This window comes from Paenirhodobacter enshiensis (assembly GCF_000740785.1).
Taxonomy (GTDB): domain Bacteria; phylum Pseudomonadota; class Alphaproteobacteria; order Rhodobacterales; family Rhodobacteraceae; genus Rhodobacter; species Rhodobacter enshiensis.
Map to the genome: position 1 here is coordinate 84,209 of NZ_JFZB01000003.1, position 16,953 is coordinate 101,161.

The following is a 16,953-nucleotide window of genomic DNA, read 5'->3' on the forward strand; positions in this document are numbered from 1 at the left end:
GTTTCATATTCGCGACACGGCTCCGGAAACGCCCCTGCTTTCATCTTTCCGAAAATATCCCGCGGGGGTGAATTCGCGTCGCAGACGCGAAGAGGGGGCGCGAAGCCCCCTCCCTTGTTCTTCCGGGAAATCCGCGCGCGTGAATGATGCTCAGTGCACGCTCAGCGCGGTCGCATCGTTCTCGCGTGCGAGCGCGAAGGCCATCCAGCGATCCTTGACCAGTGCCAGCCGCTCGCCATTCGCGGCATGCAGCGCATAGAGGTGATCGAGGCCCCGCACCTGCGCCTGCACCTCGGCCGGCAGCTCGGTCACGGCGACAGGGCGGACATAGACGATCCGCTCGCCGGTCTCGGCACCGAAATCATACTTCGTATCCATGGCTTCCTCCTGCCCTGAGTGACGTCACCTGCGCCGGATCGGGATGCGCTCGACCTGGGGTTCGGGCACCGCGCGACGCAATTCGACATGCAACAACCCGTTTTCCAGCCGCGCCCCCTCGACCTCGACCCCGTCGGCCAGCACGAAACTGCGCTGGAATGCGCGCGCTGCGATGCCACGGTGCAGGAACACCCGCTCCCCCGTCTCCTCGGCCTGACGGCCGCGGATGACCAGAGCCCGGTCCTCCATCGTGATCGCGAGGTCCTCCTCGGCAAATCCCGCCACCGCGAGCGTGATGGCAAAGGCATCCGGGCCGGACTGCTCGATGTTGTAGGGCGGATAGCTGTCCGAGCCGGTCTTCGCCGTGCGCTCGACAAGGCGCTCCAGCTGGTCGAAGCCCAGCAGATAAGGATGCGCGCCAAAGCTCAGTTTCGTCATCAGGCAAGCCCCGTTCAAGCGACATTGCGGTTCGGGCCCCAACCTGCGGCAGCCCGCGTTCCCCCGATATGGGAAGCGCGAAAGCGCCCCGCAAGGGCGCCCTTCCACCGCGCGGAACGAAAAAATCCCCCCACGACAGCCAGAGTTTTGCTATATTTCAGAGAACCTTGCGGAAGCCTTGCCGCGCCACCGACCGGAAGCCCGAAATGAACGCCCATTCCGACACCCCTTTCGAGATGAATTCCGAGGAAGTGCTGCGCGTCAGGCTCGAGGTTCTCAGGCGCGAGCACCGCGACCTCGACGAGGCGATCTCGGCTCTCGTCGCCTCAGGCCATGCCGATCAGCTGCGCATCGTGCGACTGAAGAAGCAAAAGCTCGCCCTCAAGGACCAGATCGCCCGGATCGAGGACCAGCTCACCCCCGACATCATCGCCTGACCCTGCAAGGCAGAGCAAACCTGTATCCCGCCCGGCCCGTGACCCTTGCCCGCGGCGGGTCTGCGCCTATAGTGCCGGACGAGCTGCAAGAGAGGCACAGATGGGCGTGAAGGTTGGAATCATCATGGGGAGCCAGTCCGACTGGGCCACCATGAGCGAGGCGGCGAAGATCCTCGACGAGCTGGGCATCCCCTACGAGAAGAAGATCGTCTCGGCGCATCGCACGCCCGACCGGCTGTGGAGCTATGGCAAGACCGCGGTCGAGCGTGGCCTGCACGTCATCATCGCCGGTGCCGGCGGCGCGGCGCATCTGCCGGGCATGATGGCCTCGAAGACCCGCGTGCCGGTGATCGGCGTGCCGGTGCAGACCCGTGCGCTCTCGGGCGTCGACAGCCTTTACTCGATCGTGCAGATGCCCAAGGGCTTCCCGGTCGCGACCATGGCGATCGGCGCCGCGGGCGCGGCGAATGCCGGGCTGATGGCCGCGGGCATCCTCGCGATCACCGATGCCGATCTGGCCACGCGGCTCGACGCCTGGCGCGCCGCCCTTTCCGCTTCCATTCCTGACGAGCCCCAAGATGACTGAGACCCTCTCCCCCGGCGCCACCATCGGTATCCTCGGCGGCGGCCAGCTCGGCCGGATGCTGTCGGTCGCGGCCTCGCGCCTCGGCTTCAAATGCCACATCTTCGAACCCGGCGCCGAGCCCCCCGCCGGCCAGGTGGCCCACAAGGTCACCACCGCCTCCTATGACGATCACGCCGCGCTGCGCGCCTTCGCCGAGAGCGTCGACGTGGTGACCTACGAGTTCGAGAACGTGCCCACCGCCGCACTCGACCTGATCGAATCGATCCGCCCGATCCATCCGAACCGCAAGGCGCTCGCCACCTCGCAGGACCGGATCGTGGAAAAGAGCTTCCTGAACGGCATCGGCCTGGCGACCGCCCCCTGGGCCGAGGTGACGGACCGCGCCTCGCTCGACGCCGCCATCGCCAAGGTCGGCACGCCCTCGATCCTCAAGACCACGCGCCTCGGCTATGACGGCAAGGGCCAGATGCGGCTGAAATCGCCGGCAGATGCCGATGGCGCTTTCGCGGCGATGGCCGGGGCGACCTGCGTTCTCGAAGGCTTCGTCGATTTCTCCTGCGAGATTTCGGTGATCGCGGCGCGCGGCCTCGACGGCTCGGTGTCCTGCTTCGATCCGGGCGAGAACGTCCACCGCGACGGCATCCTGCACACGACGACGGTGCCGGCTTCGGTGCCCGGCTCCGTCGCCGCGGATGCAGTGCTGATCGCCGGCCGGATCCTGAACGCGCTCGATTACGTCGGCGTGCTGGGGGTGGAGCTGTTCGTCACACCCAAGGGCCTTCTGGTGAACGAGATCGCGCCGCGCGTGCACAACTCGGGCCACTGGACGCAGGCGGGTTGCACCGTCGACCAGTTCGAGCAGCACATCCGCGCCGTCGCCGGCTGGCCTCTGGGCGACGGCAAGCGCTATGCCGATGTCGAGATGCTGAACCTGATCGGCGATGACGTGGCGCAGATCCCCGCCCTCGCACGCGAGCCGCGCACCCAGATCCATCTTTACGGCAAGGCCGATGTGAAGCCCGGCCGCAAGATGGGCCACGTCAACCGGGTGCTGTAAGACAAAAAAGATAGGGGCTCTGCCCCTCTTGCCCCTGACGGGGCAATTCACCCCGGGATATTTTCGGAAAGCCGAAAGGCAGAGGAACGCTCTTCCTTTCGATTCGCCGCAAATATCCCGGGGGTGAATTCGGCGTAGCCGAAGAGGGGGCAGAGCCCCCTTCTGCCGCGCCGCAAGGCTCAGATCTGCGAATAGAAGCCTTCGTAGATCGGAACCAGAGTGTCGGTCTCGAACAGCGAGCTGACCGAGGTGCCCGACCAGGTATTCAGGATCGCCTGAGCGAACATCGGCGCGGTCGGCACGATGCGGATGTTCGGCGCGGCGAGCGTCTCTTCCGTCGGGTTGATCGAATCGGTGATCACCAGCGTCTTCATCACCGAAGCCTTCACCCGGTCGACCGCCGGACCCGAGAGGACGCCGTGCGTGATATAGGCGTGAACCTCGGTCGCGCCGGCTTCCATCAGCACCTCGGCCGCTTTGCACAGCGTGCCGGCGGTGTCGCAGATGTCATCGACGATGATGCACTTCTTGCCCGACACGTCGCCGATCACCGTCATGCCGGCGACTTCACCGGCCTTTTCGCGGCGCTTGTCGACGATGGCGAGCGGCGCGTTGATCCGCTTCGCCAGTTCGCGGGCACGGGCCACGCCGCCGACGTCGGGCGAGACCACCATCATGTTGTCCATCTGGCCGCGGAAGTTGTGCAGGATGTCCAGCGCGAAGATCGGCGAAGCATAGAGGTTGTCGACCGGAATGTCGAAGAACCCCTGAATTTGCGCCGCGTGCAGATCCAGCGTCAGCACCCGGTTGATGCCCGCCTCGGTCAGCAGGTTGGCGACCAGCTTCGACGAGATCGGCGTGCGCGCCTTCATCCGGCGATCCTGACGGGCATAGCCGAAATACGGGATCACCGCGGTGATCCGGTCGGCCGACGACCGCTTCAGCGCGTCGGCCATGATCAGCAGTTCCATCAGGTTGTCGTTCGCCGGATTCGACGTCGGCTGGATGATGAACATGTCCTCGCCGCGCACGTTCTCGTAGACCTCGACGAAGATCTCCTGATCGTTGAACCGTTCGACCCGGGCGTCGACCAGATTGACCGACATGCCGCGGTGCATCGACATGCGGCGCGCGATGGCCTGGGCGAGCGGCATGTTGGCGTTGCCGGCGATGAGTTTGGGTTCAGTCATGACGGACATGTGGGCCTCTGGTCTGCGCCGGCGGCGGTCGGCGGATTGGGAAGGAAGATTGCGCACGCCTTAGCACCACGCTAGCGTCCCCGCAAATATTCGCGGCAAGGGAAACAGCCCGGAATGGCCCATATCGACTACTTTTTCGGTCTCGTGAGCTCGTGGAGCTACCTCGCGGGGCTACGGCTCGAGGAAATCGCCGCCCGGCACGGGGCGAGCATCACCTATCGCCCGCTCGATCTGCTGGCGCTGTTCGACCGCACCGGAGGCACCCGACCGGCAGCGCGCCACCCGAACCGGATCGCCTACCGCGATCAGGAGCGGGCCCGGTGGAGCCGCCGTCTGGGGCTGCCGATCGTGGCGAAACCGACGATCTTCCCGCCGAATGTGGCGCCGGCCTCCTATGCGCTGATCGCCGCGCAGTCGGCCGCGGAACGCAGCGGCACCGGCGACGTGGGCGGGCTTGCCCATGCGCTTCTCGCCACGACATGGGCCGAGGACCGCGATGTCGCCTCGGACGCGGTGATCCGCGAGAAGCTGGCGGCCTTCGGCTTCGATCCGAACCTCGCCACCACCGGCCTGTTCGAGGGCGCCCTCGCCTATGAGAAGAACCTCGACGAGGCCATCGAGCGCGGCGTCTTCGGTGCCCCCTTCTACATCGTGCGCGAGACCGACCAGCGGTTCTGGGGACAGGACCGGCTCGATTTCCTTGACGAGCATCTGGACAGCCTGTGATGGACCTCGCGCCCCGGCATGGCGTCGACACTGCGGCGCAGCGGTTCGGCACGGGCGAGCGTGCGGCGCTGGCGATCCACTGTATGCTCGGCACCTCCTCGATGTGGGAGCCGGTTCTGGCGCCTCTGGGGGCTACGATCGCCGCCACCGCCTTCGATCTTCCGGGGCACGGAAAGTCGGGCCTCTGGCCCGTCGACGATACGCCCGGCGCCTACCAGACGCTTGCCACCCGGATCGCGGCAAGCTTCATCGACCGGCCGGTCGACCTGATCGGACACAGCTTCGGGGCGGTGGTCGCGCTGCGTCTCGCCGTCGCCGCCCCCGAAGCCGTGCGCAGCCTGACACTCATCGAGCCGGTGCTGTTCTCGGCCGTCGCGGACACGTCCGAGGGACATCTCTGGCGCCGCCGTCAGGACGATTACGAGACGCTTTACGCCGCCGGCGATGCCGAGGGCGCAGCGCGCGATTTCGTCGGGAAATGGGGGGTCGGCACCCCGTGGGAGGCGCTGTCCGACCGTCACCGCGCCCGCTTCACCGCGCAGATGCCGATCGTCGCCAGCGTCTCGGCATCGAATTTCAGCGATCCCGGGCAGATCTGTCGGCCGGGCGGCTTCGAGGCAATCGACGCCCCGGTCCTGCTGATTCACGGCAGCGACAGCCCGCCCGTCATGGCCGAAATCTGCGAGGCCATCGCCGGACGGTTGCCGGATGTGGGCGTCGCCTCGGTGCCCGGGGCGGGGCACATGCTGCCGCTGACCCATGCGCGGCAACTGAGCGATCTGATCGCACTCAACCTCGAGCGCAGCTGATCAGCGGATCAGGCTGAGGAACGTGTCCACCTCGGCCCCGGTCGTCGCCCAGGAGCAGACGAAGCGCGCCGCGATCATCTCGTCGGCCGGGCCTTCCGGGGCGGGATCGTCGGGCCAGAAGTAATACTCGGCCCCCGCCTTGCGCAGCCGGGCGTGAACCAGACGCGGCAGCACGGCGAAGACCTCGTTCGCCTCGGTCGGGTGCAGCAGGCTCGCGCCCGGCACGCCGAGGATCCCTTCGGACAGCCGCGCCGCCATCGCATTGGCATGGCCCGCCATCTCCAGCCACAGCCCGCCGCCGAGATAGCCCAGCATCTGCGCCGCGAGGAAGCGGCTTTTCGAGAACAGATGCCCCGCCCGCTTGCGGCGCAGCTCGAATTCCCAGGCGCGTTCCGGATCGAAGATCACCACCGCCTCGACGCCCATGCAGCCGTTCTTGGTGCCGCCGAGCGAGAGCACATCGACCCCCGCCTTCCAGCTCAGCTCCGCCGGGGTGCAGCCGAGTGCGGCGAGCGCATTCGCGAAGCGCGAGCCGTCCATATGCACCGGCAACCCGTAGGCCTGCGCCACCGCCGCGATCTCGCCCACGCTGTCGGGGGCGTAAAGCGTGCCCGCCTCGGTCGCGTTGGTCAGCGAGACCATGCCGCGCTGGATATGATGCACCCCGCCCGGCCCGGTGGTCGCGATGGTCTGCATCAGCGCCCCGGCCGACATCCGGCCATGCTCGCCCTCGACGAGAACGAGCTTCGCGCCATCGGTGAAGAATTCCGGCGCGCCGCATTCGTCGACCTCGATATGCGCCTCGCGGTGGCAGAACACCGCCTGCCAGGGCCGGGTCAGGATGGCGCACGACAGCGCATTCGCCGCGGTGCCGGTGGCGACGAAATAGACAGCGGCCTCGGGGGCCTCGAACAGGGTGCGGATCCGCGCGACGGCGGCCTCGCTGACCGCATCGGCGCCATAGGATGGCACATGCCCGGCATTCGCCGCATTCAGCGCCGCCATGATCTGCGGGGCCACGCCCGAGGTGTTGTCAGAGGCGAAATGCATCAGGGCTCCTCGATGATATACTGGTCCCAGTCGTCTTCCGGGACGTCGAGTTCGGACACCACCCGGCCGCGCACCGACTGGCCGACCTCGTGCACCGTATCGCGCGAGCCGGAAATCAGGTAGTGCCACTCCGGCAGGGGCTGACCATAATGGCGCAGCCGGTAGGCGCAGGTCTTCGGCATCCAATAGGCGATCTCGGCGATCGACTTCGGGGTCAGCTGCACGCATTCGGGCACGAAATCGCGCCGGTTTTCATAACTCATGCACTGACAGGTCTCGCAGTCGAGCAGCCGGCACCCGACGCTGGTGAACTCGAGTTCCCCGGTGTCCTCGTATTCCAGCTTGTTCAGGCAGCATTTGCCGCAGCCGTCACACAGCGCTTCCCATTCGGCCGGGTTCAGACGGTCGAGGGGCAGGGTCCAGAACTGGGGGCGCAGCGCGGTCATGGCGGGAAACTGGCGCAAACGCGCGGGAAACGAAAGCGAAAGGTTACTCTGCCGCGAGGATTTCGCGCGCGCGGTCGCTGTCGGCCTGCATCTGCGCGATCAGCGCCGGCAGCCCGTCGAAGCGCAGCTCGGGGCGCAGGTAGTCGATCAGCGCGACCGACAGGTGCTGGCCGTAAAGGTCGCCTTTGAAGTCGAAGATGAAGGTTTCGAGATTCGGGGCGTTCTCGCCGAACATCGGGCGCACGCCGAGGCTGGCGACACCGCCATAGCTGCCGGCCTGCGGCCCGGTCAGCACATCGACGCGCACCGCATAGACGCCGAGCTTCGGCAGATGCAGGCCGCTCACCGACATGTTGGCGGTCGGAAAGCCCAGATCGCGGCCGCGCTTGTCGCCGTGCAGCACCGGCCCCTCGATGCGATGCGCATGGCCGAGCATCCGGGCCGCGTCGCGCGGACGGCCCTCGCTGAGCGCGCGGCGGATCGCGGTCGAGGACACCTCGACCCCCTCGAAGGCGACGAGGGGCGCGAGCGTGACGCCGAAGCCGAAACGCCCGCCAAGCTCGCGCAGGGTCTCGCCATTGCCCGAGCGTTTGTGCCCGAAGCAGAAATCCTGCCCCACGGTGACATGGCTGACGCCGAGGCCCTCGTGCAGGATCTCGCGGGCGAAGTCCTCGGCCGACATGCCGGCGAGGGCGAGGTCGAAGGGGAGTTCGAACAGCTTCTCGACGCCGAGCTTGTCAAGCCGGTTCGCCCGGGCTTCGGCGTTCATCAGCCGGAACGGGGTTTTCGAAGGCGAGAACAGCTCGCGCGGGTGGGGTTCGAAGGTGACGACGCCGAGGGGCCCGTGCTTGCGCGCCTCCTCGATGATCGAGCGATGCCCGAGGTGAATTCCGTCGAAATTCCCCATCGCGACGGAGGCGCCGCGCGCCGATTGCGGCAGATCCTGCCACCGGGTGTATCGCTGCATCGTCATCGCCTTCCGCTTCCGGGCGTTCCAGTATGTGTGCGCGCGCACACGGCCCCGCGTCCGTCTTGTCATCCCTTGCGCCCCCCGGGCCATCGCGGGCCGGAAAGCGTGCAGGTTTTTCCTATCGCGCAGCCGCCCCCGGGTTGCAAGGGTTCCGGGCTGTGCGCGCAGGCACAGCCCCCCGGGCGCGCCACGGGGGCTCAGCGCAGCCGGCCGATGGTGTAGCGCGGTGCGCGCTGGCGCGCCTGCAGCCAGTCGTCGAGGAGTGTCTGATCAGGCGCATCGCCGTCCGGACCGAACTGCCCCGAGGCAAGACCGCCCGCGACGAAAAGCACGTCGAGCCCCTCGCCCTCGCCGCCCGCGACATCGGTGTTGATGCCGTCGCCGATCGCGAGGATCCGCGCCTCGCCGCCGCCGAGACGGCGCCTTGCGAGATCGTAGATCGGCGGATGCGGCTTGCCGAAATAGAACGCCTCGCCGCCCATGTCCTCATACAACGCGGCCAGAGCGCCGGCGCAGTAGATCCGCCGCTCGCCCATGTCGACGACGATGTCGGGGTTGGCACAAAGCATCTTCAGCCCGCGGCCCTTGGCGAGCAGGAACTTGCCGCGGTAATCTTCGGGGACTTCGGTCATCTCGTCGAACGGGCCGGTGCAGACGATGCCCTCGGCCTCCTCGAAGGCGACGCGCTCGATGTCGGCGCGGCCCTGCCAGTCCTCGGGGACCTCGGTGAAGAAGGCGTCGTCCTTCGACGGGCCGAGGTGCCAGACCTTGCGGCCGACGGCACCGGCGAACATCGCGTCCTGCGCCGCGTCGCCCGAGGTCACGATCAGGTCATAGGCGTCATGGGGCACCTTCATGCGGTCGAGCGAGGCCCGCACCTGCGCCTGAGGCCGCGGCGCGTTGGTCAGCAGAACGACCTTGCCGCCCGTGGCGCGGAAGGCGCGCAGGGCCGCCACCGCCTCGGGAAAGGCCGCGACGCCGTTATGCAGACAGCCCCACAGATCGCAGAACAGCGCGTCATAGGAAGCCGAAATCTCGGACAGGGATTGGATGATGCGGGTCATGGTGCCTCCGGCCCCGGGGCGCGCGCGGGGAGGGAGGCCCCTTGCGCGGGTTCTTGTGCGGCCCGGTTATGGCACGATGGCGCGGAAAGGCAAACCGTCCGTCGGGGGTCTGCTCCGCGGAACAGCACAGGCAGGAGGGGGCTCTGCCCCGCAAATAAGTGAAAGGGAGGGGGCTCTGCCCCCTCGGGCCTCGCGGCCCTCACCCCCGGGATATTTTCGGCAAAGCGAAAGAGAACGCGGGGAGAAGACAGACAAACGGGCGGGGATGACCCCGCCCGGATGGGACTTTGCCTTGTGCCCGGCGCGCAGCGCGCGCGGAAGCGGTCAGAGGAAGCGGATCAGACCTTGAGGGCCGGGATGATCTGCTTCTTGCGCGACATGATGCCCGGCAGAACGACGGTATCGCCCTCGACGGTGCAGCCGAAGGAGGCCTCGGCGATGCGCTTGACCAGATCGTTCGGCACCAGCAGCGTCGCTTCCTCGTTCAGGATGTCGACGACGAAGAGCAGCACCTGATCGGCACCGTCTTCGGTGGCGACGCCCGGCATCGCGGCCATCAGGCTTGCCTTGCGGTCGAGGATCAGCTTCGGCGCGGTGGTCTCGAGGACCGAAACCCGCAGCTCGGTGCCGTCGACGGTGTATTCCTTCGAATCCATCCGCAGCAGCGCGGCATCGGAGAAGGCCGAGACATCGGATTTCGCCTCGAACATCGCCGCGGCGAGTTCCGGGATCGCGACGCCGAGATCGGCGGCCAGCGCCTGAGCCACGGCCTTGTCATGCTCGGTCGTGGTGGGCGAGCGGAATTCGAGCGTGTCGGAGAGGATGCACGACAGCATCGCGCCCCGGATCGCCTTCGGCGCCTTCGCGAGATCGGCACCGATCAGGTCGTGCATGATCGTCGCGGTGCAGGCGAGCGGACGGATGGTGATCTCGATCGGGCCCTTGGTCTCCAGCCCGCCGACCAGCTTGTGATGGTCGACGATGGCGAGGATGTCTGCCTTGTTGATGCCGTCGGGCAGCTCGGCCGGGTTGTTGGTGTCGACGATGACGACCTTTTCGCCCTCGATCACGCCGGGGATGATCTCCGGCTTCTCGAAGCCCCAGTGACGGAGCAGGAAGGCGGCTTCGGTGTTGGGTTCGCCGAGCAGCGCCGGAGTGGCGGGCGTGCCCTTCACCTCGGTCAGATACCAGGCCCAGATGATGGGCGAGAAGGTCGCGTCGGTGTCGGGCGACTTGTGGCCGAAAACCTTGATGGTCATGGGATACCTCGAAAACGATTTCGCGGGCGTTTTAGCCGGTCGGGGGGGCTTTGTCACGCCTTGCGGGACGCACGCGCCAGTCGCCCCGAACGCCCTTCCGGCGCGGCGATCGGTCCTTCAGTCCTTGCGCGTGATCGTCCAGCCGTCGGCGCGCAGCAGTTCGAGCACGCCCTCCTTCCCCGACAGATGCAGCGCCCCCACCGCGACGACAACCGGCCCCTCGGCAGCGGCGGCCTCGATCACCGGGATCCAGGCGTGGTTGCGCCCGGCCGTCAGCACCGTGTCGGTCAGCTGCATCTGACGGTCGACCAGCTCCGGCGACTCGCCCGCCCGGGTGGCGAGCAGGCGCGACATCTCGAAGATCAGACGCGGCTTGCGCTCGAAATACAGGTCGCTCATCGTGGCCATCGCGGCGGGGGTCTCGTCCGCCTCGGCCGTCGCGGCGCGCAACAGGTCCAGACTGTCGGCGGGCGCGATCCGGTCGAACAGGGTGAAGACGGTGTTCCAGGGCTCGACCGCGCGGATCGGCAGGCCGCGCGCCTGAGCTGCCGCGATCAGCCCCATGTCCACGCCGCCCTTGCCCTGCGCCAGTTCGGGCGTGGCGCAGGTCGGAATCGCCAGCATCATCGCCAGAAGGGCAGGCTTCATCTTCGCCGCCACGACCGCCGGCAGACCGTGCTCCTCCGCGACCTTGATCAGGCGCTGCCAATCGGCATCGGAAAGCTGTTCGGGCAGGGTCGGGCCGGAGGTGATGAAGGTCAGATCCGGGTCCGAACTCATTGCGTCCTTGAGGGTTTTCTGCTCCTCCGGGCCAGCCTCGACCAGCAGCGCCTTCGCCCCGTCGAGCGCCGGCGTCAGCGTGTCGAGAAACCCGGTCACCCGGTCGTCGGGCATGTGATAAGTTCCGATCAGGGTCAGCTGCTGCGCCCCCTTCGTAGCCCCGAACACCAGTCCCTCGGCCCAGGGGGCAGCGTTGGCATCGGCGGTCAGCCGGGCCTGCTGTTCAGGAGCGAGGGCATTGAAGAGATTGTCGCCGACGCAGACGGCACCGGCCGGCAGACCGAACCAGAGCAAAGAAATCAATGGGGCAATGAACGAACGCAACATGTCATGTCCTTGTCGGAAAAAGCGATCACCATGGCGACCGGACGGACCGCAGCCCGGGGGCGCGCGACGGACCATGACATGCCCCCTCCGCCATGGCCAGCCCCGCCCCACCGCGGCACGTGGCGGAACAGCGACGATGACGGAGGGGCAAATTTTTCCGCCCCCCGGTGTTGACAGCCCCGGGGGGGCGTGACTAACTCCCTCGCCGTTAGCACTCGATAACGTTGAGTGCTAAACCCATTCGAACCTGGAACCTTAGGGAGTATCCCAGATGGCATTCAAACCGCTTCATGACCGTGTGCTGGTCAAGCGCGTGCAGAGCGACGAAAAGACCAAGGGCGGCCTGATCATCCCGGATTCGGCCAAGGAAAAGCCGGCCGAGGGCGAGATCGTCGCGGTCGGCGAAGGCGCGCGCAAGGACTCGGGCGAGCTGATCGCTCCCTCGGTCAAGGTCGGCGATCGCGTCCTGTTCGGCAAGTGGTCGGGCACCGAAGTCACGCTGAACGGCGAAGAACTGCTGATCATGAAAGAATCCGACATCATGGGGATCATCGCGTAATTCGCCCCCGGCGATTCCCGCGTTCCCCTGATCTCAAAGCTATTCTGAAGGAGCCAAAACAATGGCAGCCAAGGACGTCAAGTTCTCGACCGATGCCCGCGACCGGATGCTGAAAGGCGTCAATGTCCTCGCGGATGCCGTCAAGGTCACCCTGGGCCCGAAGGGCCGCAACGTCGTCATCGACAAGTCGTTCGGCGCTCCGCGCATCACGAAGGACGGTGTGTCGGTCGCGAAGGAAATCGAACTCGCCGACAAGTTCGAGAACATGGGCGCGCAGCTCGTGAAGGAAGTCGCCGCCCGCACCAATGACGAGGCTGGCGACGGCACCACGACCGCGACCGTTCTCGCTCAGGCGATCATCAAGGAAGGCCTGAAGTCGGTTGCCGCCGGCCTCAACCCGATGGACCTGAAGCGCGGTATCGACCTCGCGACCGCCAAGGTCGTGGCTTCGATCAAGGCCGCCTCGCGTCCGGTCGCCGACAGCGACGAAGTTGCCCAGGTCGGCACCATCTCGGCCAACGGCGAAGCCCAGATCGGCCGCTTCATCGCTGACGCGATGCAGAAGGTCGGCAACGAGGGTGTCATCACCGTCGAAGAGAACAAGGGCATGGAGACCGAAGTCGAAGTGGTCGAAGGCATGCAGTTCGACCGCGGCTACCTGTCGCCCTACTTCGTGACCAACCCCGACAAGATGGTCGCCGATCTCGAAGACTGCTACATCCTGCTGCACGAGAAGAAGCTCTCGTCGCTTCAGCCGATGGTGCCGCTCCTCGAGGCCGTCATCCAGTCGACGAAGCCGCTCCTGATCATCGCTGAAGACGTCGAAGGCGAGGCTCTGGCCACGCTGGTCGTCAACAAGCTGCGCGGTGGCCTGAAGATCGCTGCCGTCAAGGCTCCGGGCTTCGGCGATCGCCGCAAGGCCATGCTGCAGGACATCGCGATCCTGACCGGCGGTCAGGTGATCTCGGAAGACCTCGGCATGAAGCTCGAGAATGTCACCATCGACATGCTCGGCAAGGCCAAGAAGATCTCGATCTCGAAAGAGAACACCACGATCGTCGACGGCGCTGGCGACAAGGCCGAGATCGAGGCGCGCGTCGGCCAGATCCGCACCCAGATCGAGGAAACCACCTCGGATTACGACCGTGAGAAGCTGCAGGAGCGTGTCGCGAAGCTCGCCGGTGGCGTTGCGGTGATCCGCGTCGGCGGTCTGACCGAAGTCGAAGTGAAAGAGCGCAAGGACCGCGTGGACGACGCGCTGAACGCGACCCGTGCGGCCGTTCAGGAAGGCATCGTCGTCGGCGGTGGCGTGGCTCTGGTTCAGGGCAGCAAGGCGCTCGACGGCGTCAAGGGCGAGAACGCGGACCAGGATGTTGGCATCAGCATCATCCGCAAGGCCCTCGAAGCGCCGCTGCGTCAGATCTCGGAGAACGCGGGCGTCGACGGCGCCGTCGTTGCCGGCAAGATCCGCGAATCGGACTCGACCTCGTTCGGCTTCAACGCGCAGAGCGAAGAATATGGCGACATGTTCAAGTTCGGCGTCATCGACCCGGCCAAGGTCACCCGCACCGCGCTGGAGAACGCCGCGTCGGTCGCCGGCCTGCTGATCACCACCGAGGCGATGATCGCCGACAAGCCCGAGCCGAAGGCCGCTGCCGGCGGTATGCCCGACATGGGCGGCATGGGTGGCATGGGCGGCATGATGTAATCATCCCCGCCGGGAGTATCGGAAAGGGCGCCTTCGGGCGCCCTTTTTGTTTCGGGCGCCCCCTCCTATCCTCTCTTGTGATCGGTCGTCGCGCGCCGCTAACCTGACGGAGCGCCGCCACGCGCGCACCCTCCCGGAGCCCCCGATGCAGACCCCCCGTCGTTTTCTTCCATCGCTGTCGCTGCTGCAGGCGTTCGAGGCGGCGGCCCGGCTGCAATCCGTCACCGCCGCCGCACAGGAGCTGTCGCTGACCCAAAGCGCGGTGTCGCGCCAGATCCGCGCTCTGGAAACGCAATTGGGAACGGCGCTGTTTCACCGCGAGAAGCAGACGATCCGACTGACCTCGGGAGGGGCCTGCTATGCGCGTGAGGTGCGCGACGCGCTGCGCAAGATCTCGCAGGCGTCGATGAACCTGCGGGCCAATCCGGGCGGCGGCACGCTGTCGCTGGCGATCCTGCCGACGTTCGGCACGCGCTGGCTGGCGCCGCGGCTGCCGCGGTTTCTGGCGGATAATCCGGGGATCACGCTGAATCTGGCGACGCGGCTGGCGCCGTTCGACTTCGCCACGGAAGCGGTCGATGCCGCGATTAACTTCGGCCTTCCCGGCGACTGGCCCGGCGTCGAAAGCCTCCGGCTGATGGGAGAACAGGTCGTGCCGGCCTGCGCACCCGCGCTGCGCGAGCGGCTCGGCTTCGCCACGGCCGCCGATCTGCGCGGCGCGCCGCTGCTGCATCTGACGTCACGCCCCGACGCGTGGGAGCGGTATTTCCTGCATCACGGGGTCGATGCCGAAAACGTTTACGGGATGCTGTTCGACCAGTTCGCCACCGCGGCACAGGCGGCGGTGGCGGGCCTCGGCGTCGCGCTCCTGCCCAGCTTCCTGATCGGGGACGAGCTCGCCTCAGGGCAGCTGGTGCGCGCCCTCGATCTGCCGATGCGCCCGACCGAGGCCTACCGGCTGAGCTGGCCGAAAGAGCGCGAAGACTACCCGCCGCTCGCCCGGTTCCGCAGCTGGCTGAGCGCCGAGACCAGAATCTTCGAAGCCGGCGAACCTGAAATCGCCACGTCCCGGAAGACCGACGGCTGATCGCGGTTCAGACAATCGCCTGTTCGAGGAAGGGCTTGTTTTCGGCGATGCGCTCATAGCGCATGTCGCTCAGATCGAGGCTGCGATAGCCCCCGTAGACGATCAGCTCCATCACCGCGCGTCCGACCGCCGGCCCCTGCTGCAACCCGTGCCCCGAGAACCCGTTCTGGAATACGAAATTCGTCACCTCGGGATGACGACCGACAATGCCGTTCTGATCGAAGGTGTTGTAATCGTAATGACCCGCCCAATAGCGAACGACCTTCAGCGCCTCGAAATTCGGCGAGCGCTCGGCCAGCGCCGGCCAGCACTGCTCCTCCCATTCGGTATAGCCGGGTTCGAAATCGTCATAGGCGGGCGTGACATCCGGATCGGGCACGCCGCCGACCAGGTGATAGCGGCCCTCGGGCCGGGTCCAGACCCCGCTCGGATCGACCATCAGAGGCAGGCGGCCATCGTTCACCCGCGCGGTGCCCTCGGGGCTGTCGGCGGAATCGAAGACGAAGATGGTGCGCTTGCGCGGTTCGACCGGCAGCTCGATCCCGGCCATCGCCGCCACCTTGCCGCCGCGCGGCCCGGCGGCATTGACGACGGTGCCGGCACCGACCTTGGCGCCCGATTTCAGCGTGACACCGGTGACGCGGTTTCCCTCGCGCGCGATGCCGACCACCTCGTCTGCGATGAAATCGACGCCAAGCGCCTTCGCCTTGTTGCGCGCCCCCATCATCAGGCCGGTGTTGTCGAACCATCCCTCGCCCTTCAACCCGTAGGAGGCGAGCAGGATGTCGTCGGTATTGAGATGCGGGAAGGCCCATTTCAGCTTGTCGGCGTCCCACAGCTCGACCTCGGCGCCGGCGGCGCGCTGGACGGCGTGGTTCTCGCGCAGGATGCGGACCTGCTCGTCGGTATTCGCGAGGAACAGATAACCGCCCGGATGATAGCCAAGGCCGGGCCGGTCGCCATCGACCTCCATCAGATCGGGGAAGGCCTGAATGAACTCCAGGCCGAACTGCCCGATCCTGACATTCGCGGTGTTCGAGAACTGCACCCGGATCCCCGAGGCCGACAGCGCGGTCGAGGCGGTCGCGTAGCTCGGATCGCGTTCGACGACCAGAACCGAACCGTCGAAATCCGGGTTGGTCGCCAGCCAGAACGCCGTCGACGCCCCCATCACCGCACCGCCCACGATCACGACATCGTAACAATCGCGCATCTGTCCCTGTCCCGTTCTTCCGGCACACTTCCGGCCGGCTGTTTCGTTGCCTCAATCTGCGGCGGTTTCGCGTCCCGGGGCCAATTCGGAATGCGCGAGGGGTCATTCTGCTGTGGAATGACCCCGCGGCACCGTGCCGGCACGCGCGGGGAAAGGAAACGTTAACCAGCCATTCAGGGCCTGCGGATATTCAAGGTAGATGGACGGGGCGGTTGCTGCTATGTCGCCCACAACCGGAGGGAACGATGCTGCGCAAGATCTGGACCGAATTCATCCTGCTGCTTCTGCGCCGCCCCGCCCGCTATCAGGTGGCGGCGCTGTGCTGGCGTCCGGCCGGGGCGCCAGAGGGCGCCTCCGGGACCGATGCCCCCCGAACCGACGAAATCGAGGTGCTGGTGGTGTCCTCGCTGACCACGCACCGCTGGATCCTGCCCAAGGGCTGGCCGAAGGACGGGCGCAGCGGCGCCGAAACCGCGCTGGAAGAGGCCTGGGAAGAGGCCGGCATCCGCATCATCGGCGAGCCCCCGGTGCATATCGGCCGCTACGCCTATCACAAGCGGCTGCGCGGAGACGTGCCCGTGCGCACGCTGGTCGATGTCTTTGCGGTGCGCATCCGCGGGCTGCTCGACCATTACCCCGAGGAAGGCCGGCGCGAACGGGTCTGGCTGTCGCCCGCCGAAGCCGCCGATCGCGTTCAGGAACCCGAGCTGAAAGCACTGCTGCGCGACTGCGCCCGGCGGATCAGCGCCGCGGCCGCGCAGGCCTGAACCGGGACATCAGGAAGAGACGCACGTGGACAAGCGAACCGAACCCTCCCGCCCCGTTTCCCCCGAAACTGCCGAGAAATCCGGACGCCCGGA

General features: G+C 66.8%; 19 protein-coding genes. 9 read left to right on the top strand and 10 right to left on the bottom strand.

Annotation, left to right across the window (positions count from 1 at the left end; translation table 11 throughout):
* Positions 1 to 150: 150 nt before the first annotated feature.
* Together CG50_RS02410 and CG50_RS02415 are read right to left on the bottom strand one after the other, a co-directional pair.
* Positions 151 to 378: a DUF1150 family protein gene (locus CG50_RS02410; protein WP_036634821.1), complete on the bottom strand. Its 228-nt coding sequence runs from the start codon at positions 376 to 378 to the stop codon at positions 151 to 153.
* Between the two features lie 24 nt (positions 379 to 402).
* On the bottom strand, positions 403 to 816 hold the full coding sequence (locus tag CG50_RS02415; protein ID WP_036634825.1) for an Hsp20 family protein: 414 nt from the start codon (positions 814 to 816) through the stop codon (positions 403 to 405).
* 206 nt (positions 817 to 1,022) lie between these two features.
* Between CG50_RS02415 and CG50_RS02420 the strand changes: the two genes are divergently transcribed.
* The 3 genes from CG50_RS02420 to CG50_RS02430 all read left to right on the top strand — a co-directional run bounded on the left by CG50_RS02420 (position 1,023) and on the right by CG50_RS02430 (position 2,896).
* Positions 1,023 to 1,253, top strand: a complete 231-nt coding sequence (locus tag CG50_RS02420) for a YdcH family protein (RefSeq protein WP_036634826.1) — start codon at positions 1,023 to 1,025, stop codon at positions 1,251 to 1,253.
* A 100-nt stretch (positions 1,254 to 1,353) separates the two neighbouring features.
* Entirely contained in the window at positions 1,354 to 1,839 is a 486-nt protein-coding gene (gene purE, locus CG50_RS02425) for a 5-(carboxyamino)imidazole ribonucleotide mutase (RefSeq protein WP_036634827.1), read from the top strand.
* Positions 1,832 to 2,896, top strand: coding sequence for a 5-(carboxyamino)imidazole ribonucleotide synthase (locus CG50_RS02430; protein ID WP_036634834.1), 1,065 nt, complete (start codon positions 1,832 to 1,834; stop codon positions 2,894 to 2,896). The genes purE and CG50_RS02430 overlap by 8 nt, the downstream gene beginning before the upstream one ends.
* A 179-nt stretch (positions 2,897 to 3,075) precedes the next feature.
* Here the strand turns inward: CG50_RS02430 and CG50_RS02435 are convergent, their stop codons facing one another.
* Entirely contained in the window at positions 3,076 to 4,095 is a 1,020-nt protein-coding gene (locus CG50_RS02435; protein ID WP_036634835.1) for a ribose-phosphate pyrophosphokinase, read from the bottom strand.
* A gap of 114 nt (positions 4,096 to 4,209) precedes the next feature.
* Between CG50_RS02435 and CG50_RS02440 the strand changes: the two genes are divergently transcribed.
* On the top strand, positions 4,210 to 4,821 hold the full coding sequence (locus tag CG50_RS02440) for a 2-hydroxychromene-2-carboxylate isomerase (protein WP_036634838.1): 612 nt from the start codon (positions 4,210 to 4,212) through the stop codon (positions 4,819 to 4,821).
* Positions 4,821 to 5,630 carry an alpha/beta fold hydrolase gene (locus CG50_RS02445; RefSeq protein WP_036634839.1) on the top strand — a complete coding sequence of 270 codons (810 nt, stop codon included), beginning with the start codon at positions 4,821 to 4,823 and terminating at the stop codon, positions 5,628 to 5,630. The genes CG50_RS02440 and CG50_RS02445 overlap by 1 nt, the downstream gene beginning before the upstream one ends.
* Here the strand turns inward: CG50_RS02445 and CG50_RS02450 are convergent, their stop codons facing one another.
* The 6 genes from CG50_RS02450 to CG50_RS02475 form a co-directional block, all read right to left on the bottom strand.
* Complete coding sequence (locus CG50_RS02450) at positions 5,631 to 6,680, bottom strand: threonine aldolase family protein (protein WP_036634842.1); 1,050 nt, start codon at positions 6,678 to 6,680, stop codon at positions 5,631 to 5,633.
* A complete protein-coding gene (locus CG50_RS02455; protein ID WP_036634844.1) occupies positions 6,680 to 7,126 on the bottom strand; it encodes a YcgN family cysteine cluster protein in 447 nt (148 codons plus the stop codon). Before CG50_RS02455 ends, CG50_RS02450 begins: the two co-directional genes overlap by 1 nt.
* Positions 7,127 to 7,169: 43 nt before the next feature.
* Positions 7,170 to 8,093 (bottom strand): bifunctional riboflavin kinase/FAD synthetase, encoded by a 924-nt coding sequence (locus CG50_RS02460; protein ID WP_036635032.1) that lies wholly within the window; start codon positions 8,091 to 8,093, stop codon positions 7,170 to 7,172.
* 200 nt (positions 8,094 to 8,293) lie between these two features.
* On the bottom strand, positions 8,294 to 9,160 hold the full coding sequence (locus CG50_RS02465) for a TIGR01459 family HAD-type hydrolase (RefSeq protein WP_036634846.1): 867 nt from the start codon (positions 9,158 to 9,160) through the stop codon (positions 8,294 to 8,296).
* A 338-nt stretch (positions 9,161 to 9,498) separates the two neighbouring features.
* A complete protein-coding gene (locus tag CG50_RS02470) occupies positions 9,499 to 10,419 on the bottom strand; it encodes a manganese-dependent inorganic pyrophosphatase (protein ID WP_036634847.1) in 921 nt (306 codons plus the stop codon).
* A gap of 117 nt (positions 10,420 to 10,536) precedes the next feature.
* A complete protein-coding gene (locus CG50_RS02475) occupies positions 10,537 to 11,526 on the bottom strand; it encodes a TraB/GumN family protein (protein WP_161785374.1) in 990 nt (329 codons plus the stop codon).
* A gap of 271 nt (positions 11,527 to 11,797) precedes the next feature.
* Here CG50_RS02475 and CG50_RS02480 point away from each other — a divergent pair, with 271 nt between their 5' ends.
* The 3 genes from CG50_RS02480 (at position 11,798) to CG50_RS02490 (ending at position 14,880) form a co-directional block, all read left to right on the top strand.
* A complete protein-coding gene (locus tag CG50_RS02480; protein WP_036634849.1) occupies positions 11,798 to 12,085 on the top strand; it encodes a co-chaperone GroES in 288 nt (95 codons plus the stop codon).
* 61 nt (positions 12,086 to 12,146) lie between these two features.
* Positions 12,147 to 13,793, top strand: a complete 1,647-nt coding sequence (gene groL, locus CG50_RS02485) for a chaperonin GroEL (RefSeq protein WP_036634851.1) — start codon at positions 12,147 to 12,149, stop codon at positions 13,791 to 13,793.
* Between the two features lie 145 nt (positions 13,794 to 13,938).
* Positions 13,939 to 14,880 carry a LysR family transcriptional regulator gene (locus CG50_RS02490; RefSeq protein ID WP_036634853.1) on the top strand — a complete coding sequence of 314 codons (942 nt, stop codon included), beginning with the start codon at positions 13,939 to 13,941 and terminating at the stop codon, positions 14,878 to 14,880.
* Positions 14,881 to 14,887: 7 nt separating this feature from the next.
* On the opposite strand, the gene CG50_RS02495 is transcribed toward CG50_RS02490, so the two are convergent.
* Positions 14,888 to 16,093 carry an NAD(P)/FAD-dependent oxidoreductase gene (locus tag CG50_RS02495; protein ID WP_036634855.1) on the bottom strand — a complete coding sequence of 402 codons (1,206 nt, stop codon included), beginning with the start codon at positions 16,091 to 16,093 and terminating at the stop codon, positions 14,888 to 14,890.
* Positions 16,094 to 16,338: 245 nt separating this feature from the next.
* Here CG50_RS02495 and CG50_RS02500 point away from each other — a divergent pair, with 245 nt between their 5' ends.
* Positions 16,339 to 16,860, top strand: coding sequence for an NUDIX hydrolase (locus CG50_RS02500; protein ID WP_051909390.1), 522 nt, complete (start codon positions 16,339 to 16,341; stop codon positions 16,858 to 16,860).
* Positions 16,861 to 16,953: the final 93 nt, after the last annotated feature.